Annotated in this window: 26 protein-coding genes; 13 read left to right on the forward strand and 13 right to left on the reverse strand. The window is 64.7% G+C overall.

Features of this window, described 5'->3' with window-relative positions; genetic code table 11:
• The first annotated feature begins 199 nt into the window (after positions 1-199).
• Entirely contained in the window at positions 200-1,108 is a 909-nt protein-coding gene (locus CAG46_RS08645; RefSeq protein WP_085617054.1) for a LysR family transcriptional regulator, read from the forward strand.
• Here CAG46_RS08645 and CAG46_RS08650 read toward each other — a convergent pair whose 3' ends face one another.
• Together CAG46_RS08650 and CAG46_RS08655 are read right to left on the reverse strand one after the other, a co-directional pair.
• On the reverse strand, positions 1,109-1,627 hold the full coding sequence (locus tag CAG46_RS08650; protein ID WP_025338822.1) for a DMT family transporter: 519 nt from the start codon (positions 1,625-1,627) through the stop codon (positions 1,109-1,111). It lies immediately after the preceding gene.
• A 530-nt stretch (positions 1,628-2,157) separates the two neighbouring features.
• Positions 2,158-2,739 (reverse strand): hypothetical protein, encoded by a 582-nt coding sequence (locus CAG46_RS08655; RefSeq protein ID WP_085617056.1) that lies wholly within the window; start codon positions 2,737-2,739, stop codon positions 2,158-2,160.
• Positions 2,740-2,965: 226 nt separating this feature from the next.
• On the opposite strand from CAG46_RS08655, the gene CAG46_RS08660 reads away from it, so the two are divergent.
• Together CAG46_RS08660 and CAG46_RS08665 are read left to right on the forward strand one after the other, a co-directional pair.
• Positions 2,966-5,098 carry a TonB-dependent siderophore receptor gene (locus CAG46_RS08660; protein WP_178080691.1) on the forward strand — a complete coding sequence of 711 codons (2,133 nt, stop codon included), beginning with the start codon at positions 2,966-2,968 and terminating at the stop codon, positions 5,096-5,098.
• Positions 5,099-5,264: 166 nt separating this feature from the next.
• Positions 5,265-5,564: a hypothetical protein gene (locus tag CAG46_RS08665; protein WP_025338818.1), complete on the forward strand. Its 300-nt coding sequence runs from the start codon at positions 5,265-5,267 to the stop codon at positions 5,562-5,564.
• 17 nt (positions 5,565-5,581) lie between these two features.
• Here the strand turns inward: CAG46_RS08665 and CAG46_RS08670 are convergent, their stop codons facing one another.
• On the reverse strand, positions 5,582-6,394 hold the full coding sequence (locus CAG46_RS08670; RefSeq protein ID WP_085617060.1) for a class I SAM-dependent methyltransferase: 813 nt from the start codon (positions 6,392-6,394) through the stop codon (positions 5,582-5,584).
• A gap of 291 nt (positions 6,395-6,685) precedes the next feature.
• Entirely contained in the window at positions 6,686-8,872 is a 2,187-nt protein-coding gene (locus tag CAG46_RS08675) for an OsmC domain/YcaO domain-containing protein (RefSeq protein WP_085617062.1), read from the reverse strand.
• A 389-nt stretch (positions 8,873-9,261) separates the two neighbouring features.
• On the opposite strand from CAG46_RS08675, the gene CAG46_RS08680 reads away from it, so the two are divergent.
• From CAG46_RS08680 to CAG46_RS08695, 4 genes are all read left to right on the forward strand, one after another.
• Positions 9,262-9,717: a (2Fe-2S)-binding protein gene (locus tag CAG46_RS08680; RefSeq protein ID WP_003259224.1), complete on the forward strand. Its 456-nt coding sequence runs from the start codon at positions 9,262-9,264 to the stop codon at positions 9,715-9,717.
• Positions 9,717-11,966, forward strand: a complete 2,250-nt coding sequence (locus tag CAG46_RS08685) for a molybdopterin cofactor-binding domain-containing protein (RefSeq protein WP_085617065.1) — start codon at positions 9,717-9,719, stop codon at positions 11,964-11,966. Before CAG46_RS08680 ends, CAG46_RS08685 begins: the two co-directional genes overlap by 1 nt.
• A 17-nt stretch (positions 11,967-11,983) precedes the next feature.
• Positions 11,984-13,327, forward strand: a complete 1,344-nt coding sequence (locus CAG46_RS08690) for a cytochrome c (RefSeq protein ID WP_085617067.1) — start codon at positions 11,984-11,986, stop codon at positions 13,325-13,327.
• A gap of 151 nt (positions 13,328-13,478) precedes the next feature.
• Positions 13,479-14,498, forward strand: coding sequence for an XdhC family protein (locus CAG46_RS08695; RefSeq protein ID WP_085617069.1), 1,020 nt, complete (start codon positions 13,479-13,481; stop codon positions 14,496-14,498).
• Between the two features lie 132 nt (positions 14,499-14,630).
• On the opposite strand, the gene CAG46_RS08700 is transcribed toward CAG46_RS08695, so the two are convergent.
• The 4 genes from CAG46_RS08700 to CAG46_RS08715 all read right to left on the reverse strand — a co-directional run bounded on the left by CAG46_RS08700 (position 14,631) and on the right by CAG46_RS08715 (position 16,804).
• Positions 14,631-15,419 carry an ABC transporter substrate-binding protein gene (locus tag CAG46_RS08700; protein WP_085617071.1) on the reverse strand — a complete coding sequence of 263 codons (789 nt, stop codon included), beginning with the start codon at positions 15,417-15,419 and terminating at the stop codon, positions 14,631-14,633.
• Between the two features lie 166 nt (positions 15,420-15,585).
• Entirely contained in the window at positions 15,586-16,227 is a 642-nt protein-coding gene (locus CAG46_RS08705; RefSeq protein WP_085617073.1) for a LysE family translocator, read from the reverse strand.
• A gap of 50 nt (positions 16,228-16,277) precedes the next feature.
• A complete protein-coding gene (locus tag CAG46_RS08710; protein ID WP_012271937.1) occupies positions 16,278-16,478 on the reverse strand; it encodes a DUF1289 domain-containing protein in 201 nt (66 codons plus the stop codon).
• An 8-nt stretch (positions 16,479-16,486) separates the two neighbouring features.
• Positions 16,487-16,804 carry a hypothetical protein gene (locus CAG46_RS08715; RefSeq protein ID WP_085617075.1) on the reverse strand — a complete coding sequence of 106 codons (318 nt, stop codon included), beginning with the start codon at positions 16,802-16,804 and terminating at the stop codon, positions 16,487-16,489.
• Between the two features lie 315 nt (positions 16,805-17,119).
• Between CAG46_RS08715 and CAG46_RS08720 the strand changes: the two genes are divergently transcribed.
• Positions 17,120-18,868 carry a BCCT family transporter gene (locus CAG46_RS08720; protein WP_075044977.1) on the forward strand — a complete coding sequence of 583 codons (1,749 nt, stop codon included), beginning with the start codon at positions 17,120-17,122 and terminating at the stop codon, positions 18,866-18,868.
• Positions 18,869-19,034: 166 nt separating this feature from the next.
• Here CAG46_RS08720 and CAG46_RS08730 read toward each other — a convergent pair whose 3' ends face one another.
• On the reverse strand, positions 19,035-19,247 hold the full coding sequence (locus CAG46_RS08730) for a hypothetical protein (protein WP_237140986.1): 213 nt from the start codon (positions 19,245-19,247) through the stop codon (positions 19,035-19,037).
• 8 nt (positions 19,248-19,255) lie between these two features.
• Positions 19,256-19,735, reverse strand: a complete 480-nt coding sequence (locus CAG46_RS08735) for a VOC family protein (RefSeq protein WP_085617079.1) — start codon at positions 19,733-19,735, stop codon at positions 19,256-19,258.
• Between the two features lie 271 nt (positions 19,736-20,006).
• Between CAG46_RS08735 and CAG46_RS08740 the strand changes: the two genes are divergently transcribed.
• On the forward strand, positions 20,007-20,657 hold the full coding sequence (locus tag CAG46_RS08740) for a TIGR04211 family SH3 domain-containing protein (protein ID WP_025338806.1): 651 nt from the start codon (positions 20,007-20,009) through the stop codon (positions 20,655-20,657).
• 126 nt (positions 20,658-20,783) lie between these two features.
• Here the strand turns inward: CAG46_RS08740 and CAG46_RS08745 are convergent, their stop codons facing one another.
• On the reverse strand, positions 20,784-21,056 hold the full coding sequence (locus tag CAG46_RS08745; protein ID WP_085617081.1) for a hypothetical protein: 273 nt from the start codon (positions 21,054-21,056) through the stop codon (positions 20,784-20,786).
• A gap of 106 nt (positions 21,057-21,162) precedes the next feature.
• The gene (locus CAG46_RS08750) at positions 21,163-22,071 is read right to left on the reverse strand and encodes a LysR family transcriptional regulator (protein WP_003259239.1); all 909 of its coding nucleotides are present in this window, start codon (positions 22,069-22,071) and stop codon (positions 21,163-21,165) included.
• Between the two features lie 124 nt (positions 22,072-22,195).
• Between CAG46_RS08750 and CAG46_RS08755 the strand changes: the two genes are divergently transcribed.
• Positions 22,196-22,930, forward strand: a complete 735-nt coding sequence (locus CAG46_RS08755) for an SDR family NAD(P)-dependent oxidoreductase (protein WP_085617083.1) — start codon at positions 22,196-22,198, stop codon at positions 22,928-22,930.
• A gap of 16 nt (positions 22,931-22,946) precedes the next feature.
• Positions 22,947-23,153, forward strand: coding sequence for a 4-oxalocrotonate tautomerase family protein (locus CAG46_RS08760; protein WP_061551649.1), 207 nt, complete (start codon positions 22,947-22,949; stop codon positions 23,151-23,153).
• A 115-nt stretch (positions 23,154-23,268) separates the two neighbouring features.
• Here CAG46_RS08760 and CAG46_RS08765 read toward each other — a convergent pair whose 3' ends face one another.
• The gene (locus CAG46_RS08765) at positions 23,269-24,150 is read right to left on the reverse strand and encodes a LysR family transcriptional regulator (protein WP_085617085.1); all 882 of its coding nucleotides are present in this window, start codon (positions 24,148-24,150) and stop codon (positions 23,269-23,271) included.
• A 108-nt stretch (positions 24,151-24,258) separates the two neighbouring features.
• On the opposite strand from CAG46_RS08765, the gene argC reads away from it, so the two are divergent.
• Both argC and CAG46_RS08775 read left to right on the forward strand, forming a co-directional pair.
• Positions 24,259-25,200, forward strand: coding sequence for an N-acetyl-gamma-glutamyl-phosphate reductase (argC, locus tag CAG46_RS08770; RefSeq protein ID WP_085617087.1), 942 nt, complete (start codon positions 24,259-24,261; stop codon positions 25,198-25,200).
• Positions 25,201-25,279: 79 nt separating this feature from the next.
• Positions 25,280-25,966, forward strand: a complete 687-nt coding sequence (locus CAG46_RS08775; RefSeq protein ID WP_025338801.1) for a GNAT family N-acetyltransferase — start codon at positions 25,280-25,282, stop codon at positions 25,964-25,966.
• The last annotated feature ends 56 nt before the right edge of the window (positions 25,967-26,022 follow it).

The following is a 26,022-nucleotide window of genomic DNA, read 5'->3' on the forward strand; positions in this document are numbered from 1 at the left end:
GCACCCCTTGCAGCAATTCGCTCAGTGCCTCAGCACCCGGTCAGCGCTACAGGCCGACGCTCGCCGGCAAAGTGTCGCGATGGGCCGCAACGCGGCCCCGACAATGTCAGCCATGATGCCGAAATCCTGGGGCCTCGACAGCCTTGGGCATTTGTTAAGCTGATGAAAACTGCCAGACACAACCAAGCCCATTCGCACCATGGATGAACTACGCAAGATCGACCTCAACCTGCTGCTCGCCCTGCACGCCCTGCTGAGCGAAAAGCACGTGACCCGCGCCGCCCTGCGCCTGCACCGCAGCCAACCGGCGGTAAGCCACGCCCTGGCGCAGTTGCGCAAGCACTTCGACGACCCCTTGCTGGTGCGCCAGAACGGCCGCATGGCCTTGACCGCCCGCGCCCAATCGCTGGCCAAACCGCTGCACGACGCCCTGGGCAACCTCAACGGCCTGCTGGCCGCCCCACAGTTCGAACCGGCCAAGGCCCAGCGTCGCTTCAGGCTCTCGCTGTCCGACTATTCCTCGCGGATCATCCTGCCACCCCTGCTGCGCCACCTGCGCCATGTCGCGCCCGGGGTGGACCTGGCCATCAGCCAGGCCAGCCGCGAAACCATGCTGGCCCAGTTGCTCGATGGTGAACTGGACCTGGCCCTGGGCATCTTCCCGGACCTGCCCCAGGCCATCACCGCGCCGCCGCTGTTCACCGACAGCTTCATCAGCGTTGCCGACCGCCAAGTGCTGCCGGCCAGCGGCGGCCTGGCCCTGGCCGACTGGCTGGCCCGCCCGCATGTGCTGATGGCCATGCACCCGGATGCCTTCGATGAAATCGAACGCGCCCTGGCCGCGCAAGGCCTGCGTCGGCGGATTGCCCTGGCCTTGCCGCACTGGAGTGCGGCGGTCGAGGTGCTGGCCGGCACCGACCTGATCCTGACCGTGGCCAGCCGCGCGGTGGGCTCGCTGCACCAGCACAGGACATTGCGCCAGTTCGAGCCGCCACTGGCGATTCCTTCGTTCGATTACCAGCAAGCCTGGCACAGCCGCAAGGACGACGACCCCGGGCATCGCTGGCTGCGGGAGACCGTGTGGGCGTGCAGCCAGCCGGGGCGCTGATCAGCCTTCCGGCTGTTTCACCACGGCAGTGGCACTGGCCGGCGTGCCTGCTGCCCAAGTGCCCTGCACCAGCAGCACGCCGCAGAGGATCAGCACCACACCCGCCAACCTGGCCAGGTTGAGCGGCTTGCCCCCCAACCCCATCACCCCGAAGTGGTCTGCGACCACCGCCGTGATGATCTGCCCCGCCACCACCAGCACCAGGAAACCCGCGGCGCCCAGCCTGGGGGTGAGCGCCGCGGCACCGGCCACGTACAACGCCCCGAGCACACCGCCAACCCACAGCCACCAGGGCCCCTGCAAGGCCTTGCCCATGTCCGGCGCCGGCACCCTGAGGATCAGCAGCGCGGCGATCACTACCAGCGAACTTACCGTCAATGACGTGAACGCACCCCACAACCAGTGCCCCAGCGCCCGGCCGACGGCGGCATTACCCGCAGCCTGGAACGGCAGCACGGCACCGGCAAGCAACGCCAGGGCAAAGGGAAGCACCAGAAGGCACAAGGTCTTGCTGAACATGGCAGTCCTCATTCGTGACAGATGTTCAGGCGATGATCGGAAAATTCCCTTTATCCATGGAAATCGAAAGTGTGCACGTACTTTATTCACCACATGGATACACGATCACGCAGCTCATTACCGGCAAGCCAGCGCCCACAGGTTCCGCGCAGTTCTGAAGCCTGCGCCGTACCTATGGGCGCAACTGTCTTGCTCAAATTCTAAAAGTTAGCGCGATCTCTGTGGGAGATCGCCCAGTCCTTTGGGCTGCGCTGTCGTGTAAAGAACTGAATTCGCAAGCGGTACGCGTACCCTGTGGGAGCGGCTTTAGCCGCGAAGAATCCAACGCGGTGCATGGCACCGGCTGCGCCGGTGTTCGCGGCTAAAGCCGCTCCCACAGATTCCCCGCTAATTCAATGAGTTATGTGCAGTTCCATGGGAGCTGGCTCGCCGACGATGGGCCGCACAGCGGCCCTAATCGATTAGCTGAAAGGGCATCAATGCAAGGCGATCCCATAGGCAGGCAACCCGTAGCCTGCCCCAATGAAGGGTCAGCGCGAGGTTTCGACGCGCAGCACTTCGGTGTAGATCGCGTCGACCGTCTGGCCGACCTTGAGGTTCTTCATGCGTGCCTGCAGGTCAGGGTTCTCGACCTTGACCACCTGCAGCTTGCCCTCCGGCGGCAACAGGCTCACCTCATGCTTCTTGAGGTCGATCTTCTTGATCTGCGAGGTCACCTTGACCTGGCGGAACGCCTCGCCGCCCGGGTTGGGGTTGTCCGCCGTGGCGCGAATGGTACCGGACTCTTCAGTCGCCTTCGGTGCACCGCCTACCTCGGGATTGAGCACATAGGCCACAGCACGGGTCACGTAGATGTCGACCTGGTCACCCACCTTGAGGTTGGGCAGCGCCTTGGCCTTTTCCGTGAGCTGGAAGGTCACATCCTTCTTGTCGTCGGGGCCTTTCACCGTGACCTGGCGGCTGGCCAGGTCGATGGCCGTGACCTGCGTGGTGACGTGGCTTTCCAGCGCCTCGCTACCAATGGGAATACCGGCAGCCTGCACCGTGAAGCTGGCGGCGGACGCCAGGGTGGCAAGGGCAACAGCACGAGCGAGAGAGCGAATTGGATTCATAGGCCTGCTTCCATGTGATCAAGACCGGATGGGGGCGTGAAATGCTCACGCGCCAACAAGCATAGCCCTTGCCTGGCACATTGCCGGCCCTCCCCCTTGCGACGCGTTTTGTCGTTTTTTCGCCACCTGCGCCATTGCAATAGCAAATGCGAACTCTTTACACTTGCTTTACATTTACAAATCATTACTATTCGTGACCTCCAAATACAACAAAGAGTCACCTGTAATGGCAAAAAAGTCTGTTGCCCCAGCATCCATTTCCATGCTGGGCCTGCTGGTTGTGCCTGCGGTTCACGCGGCTGTCCAACCTGAATCGCAGGGCTCCCTCGCCTTACCCGCCACTGCCGTCACCAGCGCCTACGAGCAGCAAAGCTACAAGGCCAGCGAAAGCCGCAGCGCCATGAAGATCGACGCCCCGCTGCGCGACATCCCGCAAACCGTCAACGTCGTGCCCGAAAGCGTGATCAAGGACCAGGGTGCGCAGTCCATGGAAGACGTGCTGAAGAACGTGCCCGGCGTCGGCCTGTCCAACGGCGACGGCCAGCGTGACCAGGTGACCATTCGTGGCTTCAGCGCCATTGGTGACATGTACATCGACGGCGTGCGCGACGACGCCCTGTACTTCCGTGACCTGTCCAACATCGAGCGGGTCGAGGTGATCAAGGGCCCTGCCGCCGTGCTGTATGGCCGTGGCTCTTCGGGCGGCCTGATCAACAGCATCAGCAAGAAGCCGAGCTTCACGCCCAAGCGCGAAGTCGGCATGAGCTTCGACAGCGAAGGCAAGCGCCGCACCCAGTTCGACACCGGCTGGGCCGACCCGCAAAGCAACCAGGCCTACCGCGTGACCGGCGCCTTCGAAGACAGCGACACCTTCCGCGACGATGGCTACATCGACCGCAAGGCCATCGCGCCGTCGGCCTACTTCCGCCTCTCCGACGACCTGGAACTGAACCTGGGCGCCACCTACCTGTACGACAAGCGCCTGATCGACTTCGGCATCCCGGCGCTGGGCAACCGCCCGGTAGATGTGGACCGCGACAAGCGCTTCGGCTCCGGCGATGCCGACCAGGACTACGCCCGCAGCGAGGTGTTCTCGCTGACTGCCAGCCTGGACTACCGCATCAACGACGACTTCACCCTGACCAACACCAGCCGGTACTACCGCTACGACCTGGACCGCAACAACACCTTGGCCGACAGCAGCCCGACGCGCTTCGTCACCGCGCCTGACGGCGAACTGCTGGTCAAGCTCAACCGTGGCAACGTCGCCCGCGACGAGTACGGCATGTTCAACCAGACCGAACTCAAGCAACAGGCGCAGCTTGCCGGCATGCAGCACAACCTGCTGTATGGCGTGGAAGTGGGCTTCCAGGACAAGCACCAGCGGGTGCTGAGCCAGAACAACGTGGCCCAGGTGCCGGTGTATCGCGACGCCCTGGTGCCGGTGCCGGAGCACGCCGCCAACCTTTCGTCCAAGGGCACCAACTTCCAGCAGACCACCGGCCTGTACGTGCAGGACATGATGGAGCTGAACGAGCACTGGAAGGCCCTGGTCGGCGTGCGTTATGACATCTTTGGCCAGGAGTACGACGACGACCGCGCGCAGAACGTAGACCTCGACCGTACCGACAAGACCTGGAGCCCACGTGCCGGCCTGGTCTACCAGCCGGATAACATCCAGTCCTACTATGTGTCGGTCAGCCGCAGCTACCAGCCTTCGGGCGAAGTGTTCGCGGTCAGCCCGACCAACCAGCACCTGGAGCCGGAAGAAACCACCAACTACGAAATCGGCGCCAAGTGGGACCTGCTCGACAGCCGCCTGTCGCTGACCGCAGCGGTATTCCGCCTCGAGCGCACCAACATGAAGACCGCCGACCCGGCCAACCCCAACCTGACCGTGCTGGCCGGCGAGCAGCGTACCGACGGCTTCGAAGCCACCGTCAGCGGGCAGCTCACGGACAAGTGGCAGATCTACGCAGGCTACGCCTACCTGGATGCCGAGATCACCAAGTCCAACAGCAAGACCAACGGCGTTGCCAACGAAGGCCAGACCCCTACCCTGACGCCACGTAACAGCGCCAACGTCTGGCTGGTGCGCACCCTGACCCCGGAATGGCGCGTGGCCGCCGGCGCCAACTACGTCGACGAGCGCTACACCGCACTCGACAACGTGGTGGTGATGCCGGGCTACACCACCTTCGACGCCGCGCTGCTGTACAGCGTGCCGCAGTGGGACGCCGCACTGCGCCTGAAGAACGTGTTCGACCGTGACTACTATGCCTCCGCGCACGGTTCGGTGGACCTGATCACCCCGGGTGCACCGCGTACGCTGGAAGCCAGCTTCAACTACCGCTTCTGATCGTTGCCCCAGGCGCAAGGCCTTGCCATGGTGCAAGGCCTTGCGCTGCATCTGGTGCAACGCAAGCGTTCACCGCTTCGCTTGAATGCAATATCCTGTGCAGTGTATGGCACCGGCCTTGCCGGTGTTCGCGGCGGGGAGTCCTGCGCCTCGGTAAGGAGAGCATATGAGCAGTAAACCGATTCGCCCCTACACGTCCTGGGCGCTGACCACCCTGCTCGCCTTCAGCTTGGCACTCACCGCCGGCTGCTCCAGCAAAGCCAGCAAGGCCAGGTACGCGACGCCCGCAACGGGCTCCAACTGCTTCGCCAAAGCTGTGCCCACCACCGGCGAAGGCGGCCTCGCGTGGGGCAATACGCTGAGCATTGCCCGGCAGAAATCGCTGAACAACTGCGTGCGTTATGCAAGCCGGTCAGGGGGCACACCGAAGACTTGCCAGGTGGTGATGGCCAAGTGCAAGAACTGAGCGCTTGGCCCGTGGGCTCAACCTCGAATGATCACCACTTCAAGGTACTCACTCGGCACCACCAACGACGACGCGCCGCCCACATTGCTTTCATTCAGCAATTGCGCCAGATCCCGCTCCAGCGCCCCGGCCGCCTCCGGCTCCAGCGAGGCAAACGCCTTGTGCACCGGCCCGTACCAGGTGCGGAACACCTCGATGAAATGCGCCGCCGAGCGATAGCGGAAGTTGAAGTGCTGGCGGCTGACCTTCAATTCGCCCAGCGCCCCCTCGAACATCACGCGCAACTGTTCTTCATCACCCCAGCGTGAAGGCGGCAGAGCCCCGGCTGGTGGCGGTACATGCCGCCCGAGGGTCTTGAACATCTGCCCGACGAACCCTTGCGGGGTCCAGTTGGCCAGGCCGATCCGGCCACCGGGCCGGCACACCCGGCCCAGTTCACGCGCGGCCTGGGCCTGTTCGGGCGCGAACATCACGCCGAAGGTGGACAGCACCGCATCGAATGTTCCATCGGCAAACGGCAGCGCTTCGGCATCGGCAGTCTGGAACACCACATTGAGGTGCTCGGCCCGCGCACGTTCTTCACCGCGCTTGAGCAGCTCGGGCACATAGTCGGTGGAGGTGACACGGCAGCCGCGCCGGGCAGCAGCCAGGGTGGCATTGCCGTTGCCGGCGGCGACATCCAGCACCTGCTCGTCCCAGCGCAGGTCACAGGCTTCGGCCAGGCGCTCGCCAACCAGTTGCAGGGTGGTGCCGATTACCGCGTAGTCGCCACTGGCCCACGCGGCTTGCTGACGGGCTTTGAGGGCATTGGTATCCAAAGGGGTGCTCATGGTCTGCGCCTTCTTGTTGTGCGCGGCCGAGGTCCTTCTGGCGGTCAACGCGCCATGGATCGAGGGGATGGGAGCAAAACGCTACGCGCCTGGCAGGCGAAGCGGCAAGACAGATTGGGGATAGTGGTTATTTGAAACCGATATATGAAGGCGATCGACGTCGTTGTAGGAGCGGCCTTGTGTCGCGATGGGCCGCAAAGCGGCCCCGGCAATATCAGCTTCAATGCCAAAACGGGGGCCGCTTTGCGGCCCATCGCGACACAAGGCCGCTCCTACAGGAGTAACGCGTGGTCAGGCCAGTTTGGCCCGGGCCGCGTGCAGCTTCTTGTAGCTTTCGATCAGGCGCAGGTGGCGATCGAGGCCTTCGAGCTTCATGCTGGTCGGGGTCAGGCCATGGAAGCGCACGCTGCCGTCCACCGAACCCAGCACCGCGTCCATGCGCGGGTTACCGAACATGCGGCGGAAGTTGGCTTCGTAGTCGTCCATTTCCAGTTCGTCGTCCAGCTGCACTTCCAGCACCACGTTCAGCGCCTGGTAGAACAGGCCGCGCTCGACGGTGTTGTCGTTGAACTGCAGGAACGCCTCGACCAGTTCCTTGGCGTCCTCGAAGCGCTGTACCGCCAGGCAGATCAGCAGCTTCAACTCGAGAATCGTCAGCTGGCCCCACACCGTGTTCTCGTCGAACTCCACGCCGATGAGCGTGGTGATGGTGGTGTAGTCATCCACATCGCAGTTGTCCAGGCGCTTGAGCAGCAGCTTGAGGGAACGGTTGTCCAGGCTGTGCAGGTTGAGGATGTCGGCGCGGAACGACAGGGCGCGGTTGGTGTTGTCCCAGATCAGGTCCTCGACCGGGTAGATCTCAGAGTAACCCGGCACCAGGATGCGGCAGGCGGTGGCGCCAAGGTTGTCGTACACCGCCATGTACACTTCCTTGCCCAGGTCCTCGAGGATGCCGAACAGGGTCGCGGCTTCCTGCACGTTGGAGTCCTCGCCGTGGCCGGAGAAGTCCCACTCGACAAACTCGAAGTCGGCCTTGGCACTGAAGAAGCGCCACGACACCACGCCACTTGAGTCGATGAAGTGCTCGACGAAGTTGTTCGGCTCAGTCAGCGCGTGGCTTTCGAAGGTCGGTTGCGGCAGGTCGTTCAAGCCTTCGAAGCTGCGGCCCTGCAGCAGTTCGGTGAGGCTGCGCTCCAGCGCCACTTCCAGGCTCGGGTGGGCGCCGAACGAAGCGAACACGCCGCCGGTGCGCGGGTTCATCAAGGTCACGCACATCACCGGGAACTCGCCACCCAGCGACGCATCCTTGACCAGCACCGGGAAGCCCTGCTCTTCCAGGCCCTGGATGCCGGCGACGATGGCCGGGTACTTGGCCAGCACTTCCTGCGGCACATCCGGCAGGCACAGCTCGCCTTCGAGGATTTCACGCTTCACGGCACGCTCGAAGATTTCCGACAGGCACTGCACCTGCGCCTCGGCCAGGGTGTTGCCGGCGCTCATGCCGTTGCTGAGAAACAGGTTCTCGATCAGGTTGGACGGGAAGTACACCACCTGCTGGTCGGACTGGCGCACGAACGGCAACGAGCAGATGCCGCGCGCGGTGTTGCCCGAGTTGGTGTCGTACAGGTGCGAGCCACGCAGCTCGCCGTCCGGGTTGTAGATTGCCAGGCAGTGCTCATCGAGGATCTCGGCCGGCAGCGCATCGCGCGGGCCGGGTTTGAACCACTGCTCGTTCGGGTAGTGCACGAACGACGCGTTGGCCAGCTCCTCGCCCCAGAACTGGTCGTTATAAAAGAAGTTGCAGTTCAGCCGCTCGATGAACTCGCCCAGCGCCGAGGCCAGCGCGGCCTCCTTGGTCGCGCCCTTGCCGTTGGTGAAGCACATCGGCGACTGGGCGTCGCGCACATGCAGCGACCACACGTTAGGCACGATGTTGCGCCACGAGGCGATCTCGATCTTCATCCCCAGCCCGGCGAGGATGCCCGACATGTTGGCGATGGTCTGCTCCAGCGGCAGGTCCTTGCCGGGGATGTAGGTGCTGGTGTCCGCCACCGGCATCAGCAAGCCCTGGGCATCGGCATCGAGGTTGTCGACCACTTCGATCACGAACTCGGGGCCGGTCTGCACCACCTTCTTCACCGTGCAGCGGTCGATGGAGCGCAGGATGCCTTGGCGGTCCTTCTCGGAAATGTCCTCGGGCAGTTCGACCTGGATCTTGAAGACCTGGTTGTAGCGGTTTTCCGGGTCGACGATGTTGTTCTGCGACAGGCGAATGTTTTCGGTAGGGATGTCGCGGGTCTGGCAGTACAGCTTGACGAAGTAAGCCGCGCACAAGGCCGAAGACGCCAGGAAATAGTCGAACGGCCCCGGGGCCGAGCCATCACCCTTGTAGCGGATCGGTTGGTCGGCGATCACCGTGAAGTCGTCGAACTTGGCTTCGAGACGGAGATTGTCGAGAAAATTGACCTTGATTTCCATGCGGGATTACCGTGATTTAAGCGTGCAAAACGAAATTGGCCGGCATTATCCGGGTTTTCGCTGCGGAAGTCCTCCTCACCTCCAAATGCGCTTTTCTGTAGGAGCGGCCTTGTGTCGCGATGGGCCGCAAAGCGGCCCCTTACAGTACTGCATGCTGCCAAGATCGTGGGGCCGCTGCGCGCCCCATCGCGACACAAGGCCGCTCCTACAGGCGATAGCGCACATCGCCGCTTGCGCATTTCACCGAATTGCTTGCCTGATCCTCTGAACCTGCCCCTGCCAGCAGACCAGCGGTCACCCCGCTGTGCTAGCGTTTCTGCACTGGGGAGCACCGTATTCCCCGATCAGAAGAAACCACGCGACAGCAACCGTTGACGGGCAGGTGAACCATGGAACTACGCATCAACCAGAAGACCTATCAGGTCGAGGCAGACGCCGACACGCCCCTGCTGTGGGTGATCCGCGATGACCTGGGGCTGACCGGCACCAAGTATGGCTGCGGCCTGGCCCAGTGCGGCGCCTGTTCGGTGCTGGTGGACGGCAACGTGGTGCGCGCCTGCGTCACTCCGGTGGCCGGCGTGGTCGGGCGCGAAGTGACCACCATCGAGGCGATCGAGGCCGATGCCGTCGGCAAACGGGTGGTCGCGGCCTGGGTCGAGCACCAGGTGGCCCAGTGCGGCTACTGCCAGTCCGGCCAGGTAATGGCGGCCACGGCGCTGCTCAAGCACACACCCAAGCCCAGTGACGCGCAGATCGAGGCAGCCATGGTCAACCTGTGCCGCTGCGGCACCTACAACGCCATCCATGCCGCCGTGCATGAGCTGGCCCAAGGGGAGAAGGCCTGATGAACACACCAGTCGATACCCCCGCCGAACTGCTCAAGCTGCAACTGGGCGAAACGGTCAACCTGTCGCGTCGGCGCTTTCTTGCCGGCACGGCTGTCGGTGCCCTGGTGCTGGGCTTCGGCCTGCCCATGGGGTCGGCCCGTGTACAGGCAGCCGCCGCAGCAACCCCGGAGCGCGGTACCCAGGTGCCGGCGTTTCTGGAGATCCGCCCGGACGGCAAAGTACGCCTGCTCAGCCCGTTCATGGAAGGTGGCCAAGGCCCCTTCACCGCCATGGCGCAGATCGTTGGTGAAGAGCTGGACGTCGACCCGGCCAATTTCGTGGTCGACAGCGCGCCGCCCGGCGAAGCCTATGTAGTGATGGAAAATGGCATGCGCATCACTGGCGGCAGCATGTCGGTGCGCATGAGCTACCCGACCATGCGCCGCCTGGGCGCCCTCGCCCGGGCCATGCTGCTGCAGGCGGGCGCCGAGCAGCTGGGCGTGCCGGTCGAAGAACTCTCCACCACGCCGGGTCACGTGGTACATACCACGACTGGTCGTTCCATCCCCTACGGTGAACTGGCCGGACGGGCCATGGACCTGCCGGTGCCGGACCCGGCCAGCGTCAAGCTGCGCGACCCCAGCCAGTTTCGCTGGATCGGCAAGCCGGTACGTCGCCTGGATGCCTACGACAAGTCCACCGGCAAGGCTGTGTACAGCATCGACATCAAGGTCGACGGCATGCTCCACGCTGCCGTGCAGCACGCGCCACGCCTGGGCATGACCGTCGGCAGCCTGCGCAACGAAGACCAGGTAAAGGCCATGAAGGGCGTGCATTCGGTGCATCAGCTGCCGGGTGCCGTGGCCGTGGTTGCCGAACGCTGGTGGCACGCCAAGCGCGCGGTCGAAGCCATTCAGGTGGACTGGAAGGAGCCCGCGGCCGACAGCCCGGTACGGCCAATGCCGGCCGACTTCTCCAGCGATGGCTGGCGCGAGCACCTGGCCACGGTCACGGGCCCGGCGCGCGACGACGAAAACCAGGGCGATGTGGCCGGCATGCTGGCCAGTGCCAAGACCCGGGTCGAGGCAACCTACCACAACCAGTACCTCAACCACGCCCAGCTGGAGCCGCCGTCGGCACTGGCGCGCTTCAACCCGGACGGCAGCCTGGAAGTGTGGCTGCCCAACCAGGCACCGGACATGTTCCGTGACGACATTGCCAAGCGCACCGGCCTGGCCCCGGCGCAGATCACCCTGCATTCGCCGTTGCTGGGCGGTTTCTTTGGCCGCCACTTCCTGTACGACTCGGCCAACCCCTACCCACAGGCCATTGCCTTGGCCAAGGCGGTCGGCCGGCCGGTAAAACTCATCTGGAGCCGCGAAGAGGAATTCCTCCGCGATGTGCTGCGCCCGGTCGCCGTGGTGAAGTTCCGCGCCGGGCTGGATGCCGACGGCCTGCCGGTGGCCCTCGAAGCCGTGAGCGCCACCGAAGGCCCGACCGAAGCCATCGCTGGCAAGCAAGGCGAAAAGCTCGACCCGACCGCGCTCGAAGGGCTGTCGGGCAAGTCCTACGCCATCGCCAACAAGCGCATCGCGCAGATCTACGTGAAAGGCCCGGCCATGCTCGGCTACTGGCGCTCGGTGGGCAACTCGCTGAACGACTTCTTCTACGAATCGTTCCTCGACGAGCTGGCCGACAAAGGCGGCAAGGACCCGTTCGAACTGCGCCTGCACCTGCTGCGCGACAACCAGCGCCTGACCAACCTGTTGCAGGCCGTCGCCGAGCTTTCCGGCGGCTGGAAACGTGGGCCGTTCACCGCCGAGGATGGCAGCAAACGAGCGCGCGGCGTGGCCATGGCCTCGCCGTTCGGCTCGGAGGCAGCGGTCATTGCCGAGGTGTCGATCGAGAATGGCCAGGTCAAGGTGCACGACATCTGGCAGGCCATCGACCCGGGCAGCATCGTCAACCCGGCGATCATCGAGCACCAGGTCAACGGCGCCGTCGCCCTGGGCCTGTCGCAGACACTGCTGGAAGAAGCGGTGTACGTGGATGGCAAGCCGCGCGCGCGCAACTACGACCTGTACCCGATCCTGCCGCCGTCGCGCATGGCCAGGGTGCATGTGCGTATTGTCGAAAGCGGGGCGAAGATGGGCGGCATCGGCGAGCCACCGTTGCCCGCAGTGGCACCGGCGGTGGCCAACGCAGTCGCACAGTTGACCGGCCAGCGCGTGCGCAGCCTGCCATTGAGCCGCCATACCTTCAGCTGAGCACACAAGGACGCCCCATGACCCACCGTTTCGCAAGAACCGCTGGCTGGCTGGCGCTGCCGTGCCTGGTCGCGGCAGGCCTGCTGGCCTGGTACGTCACCCGCGAGCCCGCCTCGCCATTTGCCGATGCGCAGGCCACCACTGCCGACCCGGCGCTGGTCAGCCGTGGCGAGTACGTGGCCCGCCTCAGCGACTGCGTGGCCTGCCACAGCCTGCCGGACGGCAAACCGTTCGCCGGCGGGCTGGAAATGGCCACCCCGCTGGGGGCGATCCACGCCACCAACATCACCCCCGACCGCGACACCGGCATCGGTGGCTACAGCCTGGCCGACTTCGACCGTGCCGTGCGCCAGGGCGTCGCACCCGGTGGCCGGCGGCTGTACCCGGCCATGCCCTACCCGTCCTACGCCAAGCTCAGCGATGACGATGTAAAGGCGCTGTACGCCTTCTTCATGCACGGCGTGCAACCCGTGCAACAGGCCAACCTTGCCAGCGACATTCCCTGGCCGCTGAACTGGCGCTGGCCCATTGCCATGTGGAACGGCCTGTTCGCCGCCACCACGCCATACGCCGACCAGGCCGGGCAGGATGCCCAGTGGAACCGCGGCGCCTACATCGTCCAGGGCCCCGGCCACTGTGGCAGCTGCCATACGCCGCGCGGCCTGGCCTTCAACGAAAAGGCCCTGGATGACAGTGGCAAACCGTTCCTCGCTGGTGCCCTGCTCGATGGCTGGTATGCACCGAGCCTGCGTGCCGATCCCAACACCGGGCTGGGGCGCTGGAGCGAGGCCGAGATCGCGCAATTCCTCAAGACCGGGCGCAACCGGCACGCGGTGGTATTCGGCTCGATGACCGAGGCATTCAACAACTCCACGCAGTTCATGAGTGACGACGACCTGGCCGCCATCGCCCGCTACCTGAAGTCGCTGCCCGGCGACCCGCAACGCGACGGTGAGCCGTGGCAGTACCAGGCCGAAACGACGGCGGCGCGGCTCGACAGCCCTGGGGCGCATACCTATGTAACCCGCTGTGCGTCGTGCCACGGCCTGGACGGCAAGGGCCAGGCCGAGTGGATGCCACCTTTGGCCGGCGCTACCTCGGCACTGGCCAAGGAAGACGCCTCGGCGATCAATATCACCCTCAATGGTTCGCAGCGGGTGGTGACGGCCGGGTTGCCCGATGCCTATCGCATGCCGGCCTTCCGTGAGCAATTGAGTGACCAGGAAATTGCTGATGTGCTGGGTTTCGTGCGCAGTGCCTGGGGGAACAATGGTGGCGCGGTGAATGCGCAGGCGGTGGGCAAGTTGCGTGGGCATACCGACCCGGCCAGCAGTAGCCCGATCATTTTGCATATGCGATGAATTTGGTGGCTGTACCGGCCTCTTCGCGGGTGAACCCGCTCCCACAGGATTTGCACCACCCCTAAGACCTGTGCAGTACCTGTGGGAGCGGGTTCACCCGCGAAGAGGCCGGTACAGCCACCCTTGAACACCAGGCTTTACCGGAGTACCCATGGAAAGCATCGACCTGCTGGTCCTGCGCACCACCCGAGACTGGCTCGCCGCCGGCCACCGCACCCTGCTCGCCACGGTCGCCCGCACCTGGGGCTCCTCCCCCCGCCCGGTGGGCTCGATGATGGCCCTGCGCAGCGACGGCCGTGTGGTCGGCAGTGTCTCTGGCGGCTGCATCGAGGACGACCTCATTCACCGCTACACCAGTGCCTACGGCGGCCCCGGCATGCCCGGCGGCCTGCCCCAGGTGGTGCGCTATGGCGTCAGCGCCGACGAGGCCCACCGCTTCGGCCTGCCCTGTGGCGGCACCCTCGAACTGGTGCTGGAGTTCGCTCCGTCGCTGCCACACCTCGAACAACTGCTCGCCGGCCTCGACGGCGGCAATCTGGTACGCCGTGGGCTTGACCTGCGCAGCGGCGAGGCCAGCCTCACCGCCACCACCACGCCCGAACTGTTCAGCTTCGATGGCCAGCACATGCTCAGCACCCTCGGCCCCGGCTACCGCCTGCTGCTGATCGGTGCCGGCGCGCTGGCCGAATACCTGGCGACCATGGCCCTGTTCAATGGCTTCAGCGTTTCACTGTGCGACCCGCGCCCCGAGTACACGGCCGGCTGGAACGTTGCCGGCGTCAACCACCTGGCCGGCATGCCGGACGACGTGGTCCGCGCCTTCGCCCCAGACCTGCGCAGCGCCATCGTCGCCGTCAGCCACGACCCCAAGCTGGACGACCTGGCCCTGCTCGAAGCCCTGCACAGCCCGGCGTTCTATATCGGTGCCATCGGCTCACGGCGCAACAGCCAGCTGCGCCGCGAGCGGCTGATCGAACACTTTGGCGAAAGCGAAGCGTCGTTGCAGCGCCTGCACGGCCCTATCGGCATTTATATCGGTAGCAAGACCCCAGCCGAGATTGCCGTCAGCGTCATGGCCGAGATCCTCGCGGCGAAGAACGATGTCACCCTGCCCGGCGCAGTCAGCGTGACCCGGGCCAAGGAAGCCGAGCGGTTGGCACCATCCCTGTAGGAGCGGCCTTGTGTCGCGATGGGGCGCGAAGCGGCCCCGGCGATATCTGCGGCGAAGCTGAAAACAGGGGCCGCTGCGCGCCCCATCGCGACACAAGGCCGCTCCTACAAGGACCGCATACCAGGCTGCTATTTATTGCCAACGCTCCAGGTTTTGCTGCAGCAGTTGCTCCGGCAACGCCCCGGCAACGATCTTTTCCATCTCCCTCGCCAGCGCCTCACGCAGCTTCGGCTGGTTGCAGGGCGAGTCATGCGACAGCGCCAGGTACAGCCCTTCGCTGGATATCGGTGGCTCCAGCACCTGCAAAGTGTCGGCAATCCCCAATGTGCGCGCCAGCGCCAAGCCGGGATACTGCTCGTACACCACATAATCGCTGCGCTTGTGCATCAACTTCTCGAATGCCTGCCTGGCACCGGGTACCGCTTCGAGGGTGAGGTTGGTCCTGGCGTAGTCGTCGAACTGCTGGCCGTGGCTGTTGTTGACCAGCGTGCCGCCTTTGCGCCCCTTCAGGTCGGCCCATTGCCGGTAGGCAAAGGTATTGTCCTGGCGCACCCAGACAACACTTGGAGTATGCAGGAATGCCGGGGCAATGAAGTCCATCTGTTGCCGGCGGGCCTCGGTCAGGAAATACCCAGCCATCAGATCGATCCGGCCCGTGCGCACTTCTTCCTGGGCGCGCGACCACGGCCCGCCGTAGACCACCTCGATTTCCAGCCCCAGCTGCTTGCCCAGGTACTTGAGCAGGTCGGCATTGGCACCGATCAGTTGCTGGGGGTTCTGCGGGTCGCGCCACAGGTAGGGGGGGTATTCCGGGTTGCCGGTGGCAGTCAGCCGCCGGCATTCCTCATGCGCTAACGCCGCCAGCGGCAGCAGCAGGCACGGCAGCAGCAACAAGGCGTGGCGAAAGCAGCGCTCGATCATCGACAACCCTCGGCACATGTGACATCCGCAGACCCGGAGCGGTGGCCAAAGGCTGCCACATCCTGTGGTCGACTGCAGCACCCATCTGTGCGTGCTGTAGACAGTCTGGACCATGTCTGGCCATCAGGTTGGCCTTTTATCGGCCAGAAGGAGCGGCCCTCGTACTTCAGGCCCCCTGCCGGCGCATCGCCAGGATCGCCGCGCCAAAACCGATGAAGGTGGTGCCCACCACCCGGCTCACCCAGCGCGACAGCGACGGCCGGGTCAGCACGCCCTTGGCCCGCGCCGCCAGCGCGGCATACAGGCTCAGCGAAACCAGCGACAACGCCACGAATATCCCGGTCAGGATCAGGAACTGCGGCAGCAGCGCCGCTCCCTGGTCGATGAACTGCGGGAACAGTGCGGTGAAGAACATGGTCGCCTTGGGGTTGGTCACTGCCGTGAGGAAGGCCGACTTGTAGAGTTTCAGCGGCGTGGGCCGGACCTTGGCCACACCCTCTGCGGCGCCCTGCGCCAGCATCGGGCTCTTTTTCAGCAATTGCCGCGCCCCCAGGTAGAACAGGTAGCCCGCCCCCAGGATCTTCACGGCTTTGAACAGCATTTCGGAACTGGCCAGCAGCGCGCCCAAGCCCAGCATGGCTGCAGCAGAAAGGCAGAACAGGCCCGAACCATTGCCCAGCGACGACCAGATCGCGCTGCGCTGGCCATGGGCCAGGCTGTTGTTGATGGCCATCAGGGTGGCAGGGCCGGGGCTGGCGATCGCGATGGCAGCGACCAGGGTAAAGGCAAACAGCGAGTGAGAATCCATTTTCAGGCTCGTCAGACAATCAGGAAAGGCCGCGCACAGGGTACGCAGGTTCAGTCGGCATTCTGCCGCTTGGCCGCCTTCTTGGCGATAGCCTTCATCCGCGTTGCCGCCCGCTGCACGGTGGCCATCTTCTCGGGGCGCTTCATGCCCCGCCATTTGCGGATTTCGTCACGGGTGCGACCACAACTCACGCACAACTCGCTATTGAGCTGGCACAGCGAGACGCAAGGGTTGTCGATGTCTTTGGCCATGCCGCCACTCAGCCGGACATTTCTGCCCGCGCACGCTCGGCGGCGCCGTGGAACACCTGGCGCACTTCCTCGGCCTTGACCTTGCTGACCGACCTGGCAGCCAGCAGCTCGTCGACCACGCGCAAGCCCTGTTCCAGGGCGGTGGCCAGTTGCTCGCGGTCGGAGGCGTCAGCGACATCACCCAGATAAGGAGCGATGAGATACACGTAACGGTCCTGCAGCTTGAGCGCTTCCAGCGCGTCGAGGGCTTTCTGGAACCGATCGGCAGCGGCAGGGCTCATGCTCAATTTATCGAAATGAATCAGGCTCACACGGTCAGTGGCCATTTGGACGAATCTCCGTTTCCTGATACGGCCAGGCCCACAAGCAGCAGCGCTTCTACGGTGCTCGGATGTGCAGGCCCGGGGAATGCCCATCAGGTTACCAGAACGCGAAGCAGAAAGGGCCATCGCCCCCAGAACTAAAAGTATTTGGCAGGTCGCGTAATGGACGCCCCGGGGCGTTATCGGGACAGGAGCCGCCGTTTCGTGCACAGGATAATCCCGCCAGCAATCTCCCGGCCGAGGCAGTCATCGAACTCGGTAGCCCACACAACAACAAGCCTGCACCTGCAGGTAAGCCAGAAAGGGGCCTCATCATTCATGGCAAAGGAACACATCACCGAAACGCTCGACCTTGGCGTGACGGACCCCTCGAAAACCGCGGAAGCGCGCCAGGACCGGCGTTTCGAGGGCAAGCTCGACTGGATCGTCTTTGGTTTCACCAGCCTCCTGGCAATCGCTTTCGTCCTCTGGGGCTTCCTCAACCAGGCCAGCCTCGCCAGCAGCGCCTCCAGCGCGCAATCCTGGGTCATTCTCAACTTCGGCTGGTTCTTCGTGCTCACCTCCACCCTGTTCGTGGTGTTCGTGCTGTGGCTGGCGGCCAGCCGTTACGGCCGGGTCCCGCTGGGCCGTGATGGCGAACAGCCAGAATTCCGTACGGTGTCGTGGGTGGCGATGATGTTCAGCGCCGGCATGGGCATCGGCCTGATGTTCTTCGGGGTTGCCGAACCGCTGTCGCACTATGTGTCGCCACCGCCTGGGACAGCCGCCGGGCAGTCCAGCGAAGCGATGCAGGTGGCCATGGCCACCACGCTGTTCCACTGGACCCTGCACCCCTGGGCCATGTACGCCATCGTCGGCCTGGTGATTGCCTATGGCACCTTCCGCCGCGGCCGCTCGCAGCTGATTTCCGCCGCCTTCCGGCCGTTGATCGGCAAGCATGCCAACGGCCCGCTCGGCCGCCTGATCGACATGATGGCGATCTTCGCCACGCTGTTCGGCTCGGCGGCCTCGCTGGGCCTGGGCGCGCTGCAGATCGCCGGAGGCCTGGAGTACAACGGCTGGATCGAAAGCCCCGGAAAGCTGTTCTACATCTCGATCATCACCCTGCTGACCATCGCCTTCGTCACCTCGGCGGTGTCGGGCATCGGCAAGGGCATCCAGTGGCTGTCCAACACCAACATGGTGCTGGCACTGGTGCTGGCACTGTTCGTGTTCATGGTCGGCCCGACCCTGCTGATGCTCAACCTGCTGCCAACCTCGATCGGCATCTACGTCAAGATGCTGCCGGAAATGATGGCCCGCACCAACGCCAGCGGCGGTGAGCAGATGAACAGCTGGCTGGCCGGCTGGACCGTGTTCTACTGGGCCTGGTGGATTTCCTGGACGCCGTTCGTGGGCATGTTCATTGCCCGCATCAGCCGCGGCCGCACCATCCGCCAGTTCGTTACCGGGGTGCTGCTGGTACCGAGCCTGGTCAGCCTGGTGTGGTTCACCATCTTTGGCGGCGCGAGTATCGACGCCCTGCGCGAGGGCGCCTTCCAGCTGGCCAATGGTGCGGTCAACAGCAACCACGCGCTGTACCAGTTGCTGGACAGCTACCCGCTGGCTTCGGCGACATCGGTGCTGGTGATGGTTCTGGTGGGTATCTTCTTCGTTTCCGGTGCCGATGCGGCCTCGCTGGTGATGGGCACGCTGTCGGAACACGGCACCACCACGCCATCGCGACGTACGGTGATTTTCTGGGGTGCGCTGACCGGTACGGTGGCGGCGATCATGCTGGCAATCGGTGACCCGCGCGACCCCGGCGAGGCGCTGACCGGCCTGCAGAACCTGACCATCGTCGTGGCCCTGCCGTTCGTGGTGGTGATGGTGCTGCTGTGCCTGGCGCTGTACCGCGACCTGCGCAAGGACCCGATGATGCTGCGCCACCTGCGCGGCAACGAACTGATCGAGAAGGCCGTGCTGTATGGCGCGGTGAAGCATGGCGAAGAGTTCTACATCGTGGTGCAGGAGAAGAAGACTTCGGCCAAGCCGGCGTCGGCAGAGGCCGAAGTGACCGGCAACTGATCGGGCAAGCCCGCACACAGGGACCGCGTGAGCCGGAGCCTGCGCCGTACCTTGTGGGAGCGGGTTTACCCGCGAAGCAGGCGGCGCGGTGGATGGCACCGGCTTTGCCGGTGTTCGCGGCTAAAGCCGCTCCTACACAGGTACGGCGCAGGTTTCAGGTGCCCAATCAATCGCGCAGGAAGCTTTCCTCGAACGGGTAATGGGTCAACAGCTCATACCCGTCCTCGGTCACCAGCAACTGGTTCTCCAGCTTGATCCCGTCACGCCCACCCACTTCGCCCACATAGGCCTCCACGCACAAGGCCATGCCCGGCTGCAGTTCGCCTTCGTAGCCATAGGACTCGAGGTCTTCCGGGTAACGAATACTCGGGTACTTCACTGCCGTAATCAGCCCTTCAACGCCGCCTCTATCCTGGCCACATCGATCTTGCCCATCTGCATCATGGCCTCGAACGCCCGCTTGGCCGCTGCCCGGTCAGGGTGCCCGATGGCTTCGATGAGGATGCGCGGGGTGATCTGCCACGAAATCCCCCATTTGTCCTTGCACCAGCCGCAGACGCTGGCCTGGCCGCCATTGTTGACAATGGCATCCCACAAGCGGTCGGTCTCGGCCTGGTCCTCGGTGCTGACCTGAAATGAAAAAGCCTCGCAGTGCGTGAAGGCCTTGCCTCCATTGAGCCCCACGCAGGGAATGCCCATGACGGTGAATTCGACCGTGATCACGTCGCCCTCCTTGCCCGACGGGTAATCACTCGGCGCCTTGTGCAGCGCGATTACCTTGCTGTCGGGGAAGACGCTGGCATAGAAGTTGGCTGCCTCCTCGGCATCATTGTCGTACCAGAGGCAGATGGTGTTCCTGGCAGTCATGGTCTTGCTCCATGAATGAATGTGAACTCCTGAGTCTAGCCCCGGCAAGCAGGGTGAATTCACAGGATCGACAAGGGGTACTCCACGACATTTGCCTCATTGGCAATGCAGCAAAGCCAAGCCGGGCCCTGCAACATCCTGCAGACATTTCCGACGTCAGGTAGTGAACCCGCCTACAAAAAAACGGTCTTTGGCTGACGGTCAACTCACCGACCGGTTCATCGGCCCAGTCACCGGGCCTACTTTTGTCCTGTTTCAGCGAAGACCCAACATGCCCGATTCCCGCCCAACTGCTTCCGCCCTCACTGCCCTGCGCGGCGGCCTGATCGCCACCCTGGTGGCCCTTGCCGCACCGGTGCACGCCGAAGAGCCTGCCAGCGATGCACGCTGGGTCAGCGACAGCCTGAGCACCTACGTGCGCAGCGGCCCCACCGATGGCCACCGCATTGTCGGTACGCTCAAGTCCGGGCAGAAGCTGACCCTGATCGGCAGCCAGGGCAACTACAGCCAGGTGCGCGGGCAGAACGGCGATTTGGTGTGGATCCTCAGCAACGACCTGCAGTCGGTGCCAGGCCAGAGCGAGCGCCTGCCGCAGCTCGATGCCCAGGTCGCGGACCTGACCGGGCAGTTGAAGAACATCGACGACAGCTGGAAGAGCCGCGTGCAGGGCATGCAGGAAACCCTGGATTCACGCAAGAAGCTGATCGACGAACTGGAGGCGCGCAACAAGGCGCTGAATGAACAGCTCGACCAGAGCCAGTCGCAGCTGCGCGATACCCAGGCCCGCCTGGGGGACGAGAACAAGCAGGTGATGATGCGCTACATGGTGTATGGCGGCAGCATTGCCGGCGCGGGCTTGCTGGCGGGGCTGATCCTGCCGGCGCTGACCCGTGGGCGCAGGAAGAATGATCGCTGGTTCTGACTGGGCTTTCCTGCACTGGCCTGTTCGCGGGCTCGCCCGCTCCCACAGGTACTGCACAGGCCTTGAGCCTGTTGGAAATCCTGTGGGAGCGGGCAAGCCCGCGAAGAGGCCAGTGCAGGCCTGCAGCTACTTCCCGCGCGCCTTGTTGTAGATGGTCTTGGCCCGGTCGGCGGAGGCCTGGCACTTGATCATGTCACCCGCAGCCTGCCCTTCCTTGGCCTGCTTCAACAGCTCGTGGTAGTCATGCGCCATGCCACCGTGCAGTGCCTGGCCATCAGTCTTCTGAATGTCTTCAAGCTCCTTGATCTTGGCCGCACAGTTGCTCGCCGGGTCTGCGTGTGCGGCAAAACTGAGGACCGAGGCAATCACCAGCAAGGGTATGCATTTCGTGGATTTCATGGAGCGTTCTCCTGGAAAACCTGAAGGGTCGTCGAGATGACATTGGCTCGACGCAGCAAACAGCATAGTCGGCCATACGCCCCGGCGCCTCGGCTCAACCCGGGGGCTATGCCCCCTCGGCAAACAGGAAATCGATGAACACCCGCACCCGCAGCGGCATGTGCCGGGCCTGGGGGTAGATCAGCATGAACGGCCGCGAAGTGCCGCCAAACTCGGCGAGCACTTCCACCAGTTCGCCACTGGCCAGCGCGTCCTGCACGGTAAAGCGATAAGCCTGCATCAACCCGCCGCCGTGGCGCACCAGCGTGGCGGTGGCGAGGAAGTCGCCCAGGCAGGTGAACCCACCCTGGGTTTCGATCTCCACCTGCTGGCCATCCTGAAGGAAGCTCCACGGCGGGCGGCGGCCACTGCTGGGCAGTTCGAACTGGATGCACTCATGTTGCAGCAAGTCGTGCGGTGTTCGTGGCGTGCCGGCACGGGCCAGGTAGCCCGGCGTGGCCACCACCACCAGTTCGGCATCTTCCAGGCGACGCGCCACCAGCCGCGAATCGGCCGGCTCGCGACCACGAATGGCCAGGTCGAACGGCTCCTCGGCAAAGTCGACGTTGCGGTTGCTGACATGCACATCCACCTGCACCTTTGGGTAGCGCTGGCGAAACCGCGGCAGCAGCGGCAACAGCCGGTGATGGGCATAGGGCGTGGGTGCACTGATACGCAGACGGCCGCTCGGCTCGACCTGCCCGCCCGTGACCTGGCGCTCGGCCTCGACCAGCTGCCCCAGTGCCTGCCGACATTGCTGGTAATAGGCCTGGCCGGCTGCGGACAGGCGCATCTGCCGGGTGGTGCGGACGAACAGGCGTACGCCCAGGCGCTCTTCGAGGCGCGCCACGCTGCGGCTGACCGCCGCCGGCGTAACGCCGGCCTCCGTGGCCGCAGCAGTGAAGCTGCCGCTGTCGGCGGCCAGGCAGAACAATTCCAGGCTGCCCAGTTGCAGATCGTCGAAATGGCGGGTCATGACGGCTCGATTGATTACATGATGTATCGATTGAAATGCCCCACGCCTCATTTTTCAAGTGCTGATTGCAACCTACAGTGGCTTCACACCGAGCCCATGGCTCACTTCACTGGAGATCATGCACATGAACACGCCACGCACCGTCATCATTACCGGGGCCTCGAGCGGCCTGGGTTTCGCCCTGGCCGAGGCCTTCCTCGAACGCGGCGACAACGTGGTCGGCAATGCCCGCAGCCAGGCCCGCCTTGAGCAAGCCGCCGCTCGCCTCGGCAACCCATCGCGCTTCATCGGCGTGGCTGGCGACATCGCCGAACCGGGCACGGCGCAGCGCCTGTTCGCCAGCGCCGAGCAAGCCTTTGGCGGGGTCGACCTGCTGATCAACAACGCCGGCATCTTCATTGCCAAGCCATTTGCCGAGTACAGCGAAGCGGATGTCGACGCCCTGGTCGGTACCAACCTCAAGGGGTTCTTCTACCCGGCCCAGGAAGCGGCGCGGGTCATGACCAGGCAAGGGCATGGGCAGATCATCGCCATCACCGCCTCCATCGCCTTGCAACCGGACACCCGCGTGCCGGCCCTGCTACCGGTACTGGTCAAGGGCGGCCTGAACCAGGCGGTGAAAGGCCTGGCGCTGGAACTGGCAGCCAGCGGCGTGCAGGTGAATGCGGTGGCGCCGGGGATCATCGAAACACCGCTGCATGGCGGCAATACACAAGGCATGGGCGCGCTGTCACCCAGTGGCCGCACCGGCTTGCCACAGGATGTCGTGGATGCAGTGTTGTACCTGGCCGACTCACGCTTCGTCAGCGGCGTGATCCTGCCGGTGGATGGCGGTAGCACCGCTGGCACCTGGCACTGACAGAGGAGCGAGAACCATGCCCTATGTCCATATTCGCGTAACCGATGAAGGCGTGAGCGCTGAGCACAAGCGCCAGTTGATCGAACAGACGACCCGCATGCTGCAGCAGGTGCTGGGCAAGCCGCCGGCCAGTACCTTTGTGGTGATCGAGGAGGTGCCGACCGATAACTGGGGGGTTGGCGGGGAGACAGTGACTGCGGTGCGGGCCCGAGAGCGGGGTTGAAGCCTGGGGCCGCTGTGCGGCCCTTTCGCGACACAAGGCCGCTCCTACAAGAGGTCGCGTTCCCTTGTAGGAGCGGCCTTGTGTCGCGAAAGGGCTGCAAAGCAGCCCCAGGGCCTCACTGGCGCAACCGCTCCAACGCCTGCAACACATACCCCGTGGCCCGCTCCACCTGCCCTTCCCGGCAGGCAATGCCCAGTTGCCGCCACAACCCCGGCCGCAGCGGCCGGCGGGCGATGCGCCGGTCCAGCTCGGCCGACTCCCCCTCCTGCGGCAACAATGTCGCCCCATACCCGGCCCCGACCAGGCTCTTGATCGCATCGTTGTAGTTCAGCTCGATTCGCGGCTCGGGGTACAACCCCGCTGCCGCGAACCACTCGCCGGTCACCCGCGAAAGCTGGGTGCTGCTGTCGTTGAGGATCAACGCCCGCTGCGCCAGCCAGGCCGGCGTGACCTTGGCCGGTGGCTGCCAGTCGGCCGGCACGTAGGCCAGGATCGGGTCGCGCCGCCAGGGCGTAACCGCAAGCCCTTTGTCGGCCACCTGTGGCAAGGCCACCAGGCCGATATCCAGCGTGCCCTCGCGCAAGCGCGCCAACGAGGCCTGGGAGGTCAGCACCTGTACCTGCACATCGATCCCCGGGTGCACCGTACGCAAGTGCTCCAGCGCCTGCGGCAGCAGGTGGGCGATGGCACCGGTGGAAGCGCCCAGGCGCACCCGGCCGGTAAGGCCCTCTACCTGCCGGCGCACTTCATCCAGCGCCAGGTCGGCGTCGGCCAGCAGGCGGCGGGCACGGGCCAGCAGGGTTTCGCCGATGACCGTGGGCCGCACCTGGCCGCGGGTGCGGGTTAGCAACGGGGCGCCGATGCGCGCCTCCAGCTCGGCCACGTGCAGGCTGATGGTGGGCGGTGCCAGGTTGAGCTGGCGGGCGGCTTCGGCAAAGGAGCCCAGGTCGGAGATGACCACCAGGGTGCGGAGGCGATCGAGGCTGATTTCGCGCATGGGCCAAACTCATTCAGAAAAGATGAACATATCGATCATCATATTCAAATTTTCTTTACCAAAGCCACAAGCGAGCATAGGCCATCCCTCCCCGACCGGACTTTGACCATGCACACCCCTGTTGTCTTCATCGACGGTGACCAAGGCACCACCGGCCTGCAGATCCATGCCCGCCTGCAAGGCCGCAGCGATCTGCGCCTGCTGACCCTGCCCGAAGCCGAGCGCAAAGACCCGCAACGGCGCCGCGAGGCAATCAACAGCGCCGACATCGCCCTGCTGTGCCTGCCCGACGATGCCGCCCGCGAGGCCGTGGCGGCGATCCACAACCCGCAGGTGCGGGTGATCGACGCAAGCTCCGCGCACCGCACCAGCCCAGGCTGGGTCTATGGCCTGCCGGAGCTCGACGAGCAGCAAGCCGAGCGCATCGCGCACAGCAAGCGCGTCAGCAACCCCGGCTGCTACCCCACCGGCGCCATCGCCCTGTTGCGCCCACTGGTCAAGGCCGGCCTGCTGCCAGCGGATTACCCGCTGAACATCCACGCCATCTCCGGCTATTCCGGTGGTGGCCGCGCCGCGGTCGAACGGCATGAACAGCCCGCCGCCGGCAAAACCCCGGCCCTGCAACTGTACGGCCTGGAACTGGCGCACAAGCACGTGCCGGAAATCCAGCAGCACGCCGGGCTGTCGGCGCGGCCGATGTTCATGCCCGGCTACGGTGCCTACCGCCAAGGCATCGTGCTGAGCATCCCGCTGCAGTTGCGCCTGCTGCCCGGCCAGGTCAGTGCCGAACAGCTGCAGGCCTGCCTGCAGCAGCACTACCAGGGTGCCCGCCACGTCCAACTGATGCCCCTGCACCAGCAAGGCGCAGCGCCGAACCTCGACCCCGAGGCGTTGAACGACAGCAACGACCTGCGCCTGGCGCTTTACGCCAACCCTGAGCATGGCCAGGTGCTGCTGACCGCAGTGTTCGACAACCTCGGCAAAGGTGCCTCCGGTGCGGCGGTGCAAAACCTCGACCTGATGCTCGGTGCATTGCAGGTACAAGGCTGATCGGCAAAACCGGTTAGACTGTACAGCCCGCGCCCGCATGGCGCGGGCCGTCCATCTACCCGCCGGAGCCCGCCCCCCGATGTTCATCCTGAGCCGCCTCGACAGCGTGCCGCCTGAATCTTTCCAGAACCAGATCCGCGAACTGGTGATCCACCACGTCGGCGAACTGAGCAGTGTCGCTATCAGTGCCGACAACCCGCTGTACCCGCTGTACCAGTACGGCGTCGGCATGGAGGTGCATCAGTACCTGCAAGCACTGGACGGCACCCGCGGCCTGGCCGTGACGCTGACCCTGGCGCTGGATGCAGAGGCACCGGACCAATTGCTGGGGTTTGCCCTGTCGCTGCCGGCCGAGGACGACGAACAGGCGTGCGCCCTGGCGTTCCTGGCCGTGCGCGCCAGCCATCGTCGCCAGGGCATCGCCCGCGCCCTGCTGGGCGACCTGCAGGCACGCCACGCCTGCGTCGAGCTGAATGCCTTTGCCAGCCAGGTACCGTGGTTCGAGGCGATGGGCATGCAGGTGGTGGCCGCCAACGGGCCGCAGGTACTGATGAGCAGTACCGGGCGGGCTAGCGGCGCGCTGATCGGACGGCTGGATATTGCGCCGATCTACCAGACGGCGGAAGTGATGCAGATCCATACCTACCTGCTCAACCAGCAGGGTGAGGATGCGATGATCGAAGCGGAACAGATGCGGGATGAGCGGCTGGACGAACTGACCGCTCAGGCCCAGGAGTGTGTACGGCAGCGCAAGACCGTGCATTGACCCAAGGGCCTGTGGGAGATTGCCCAGCCCTTTGGGTTGTGCTGTCGCACAGATAA

Origin of the sequence: Pseudomonas sp. B23(2017) (assembly GCF_002113725.1) — a bacterium.
Lineage (GTDB): Bacteria > Pseudomonadota > Gammaproteobacteria > Pseudomonadales > Pseudomonadaceae > Aquipseudomonas > Aquipseudomonas putida_Z.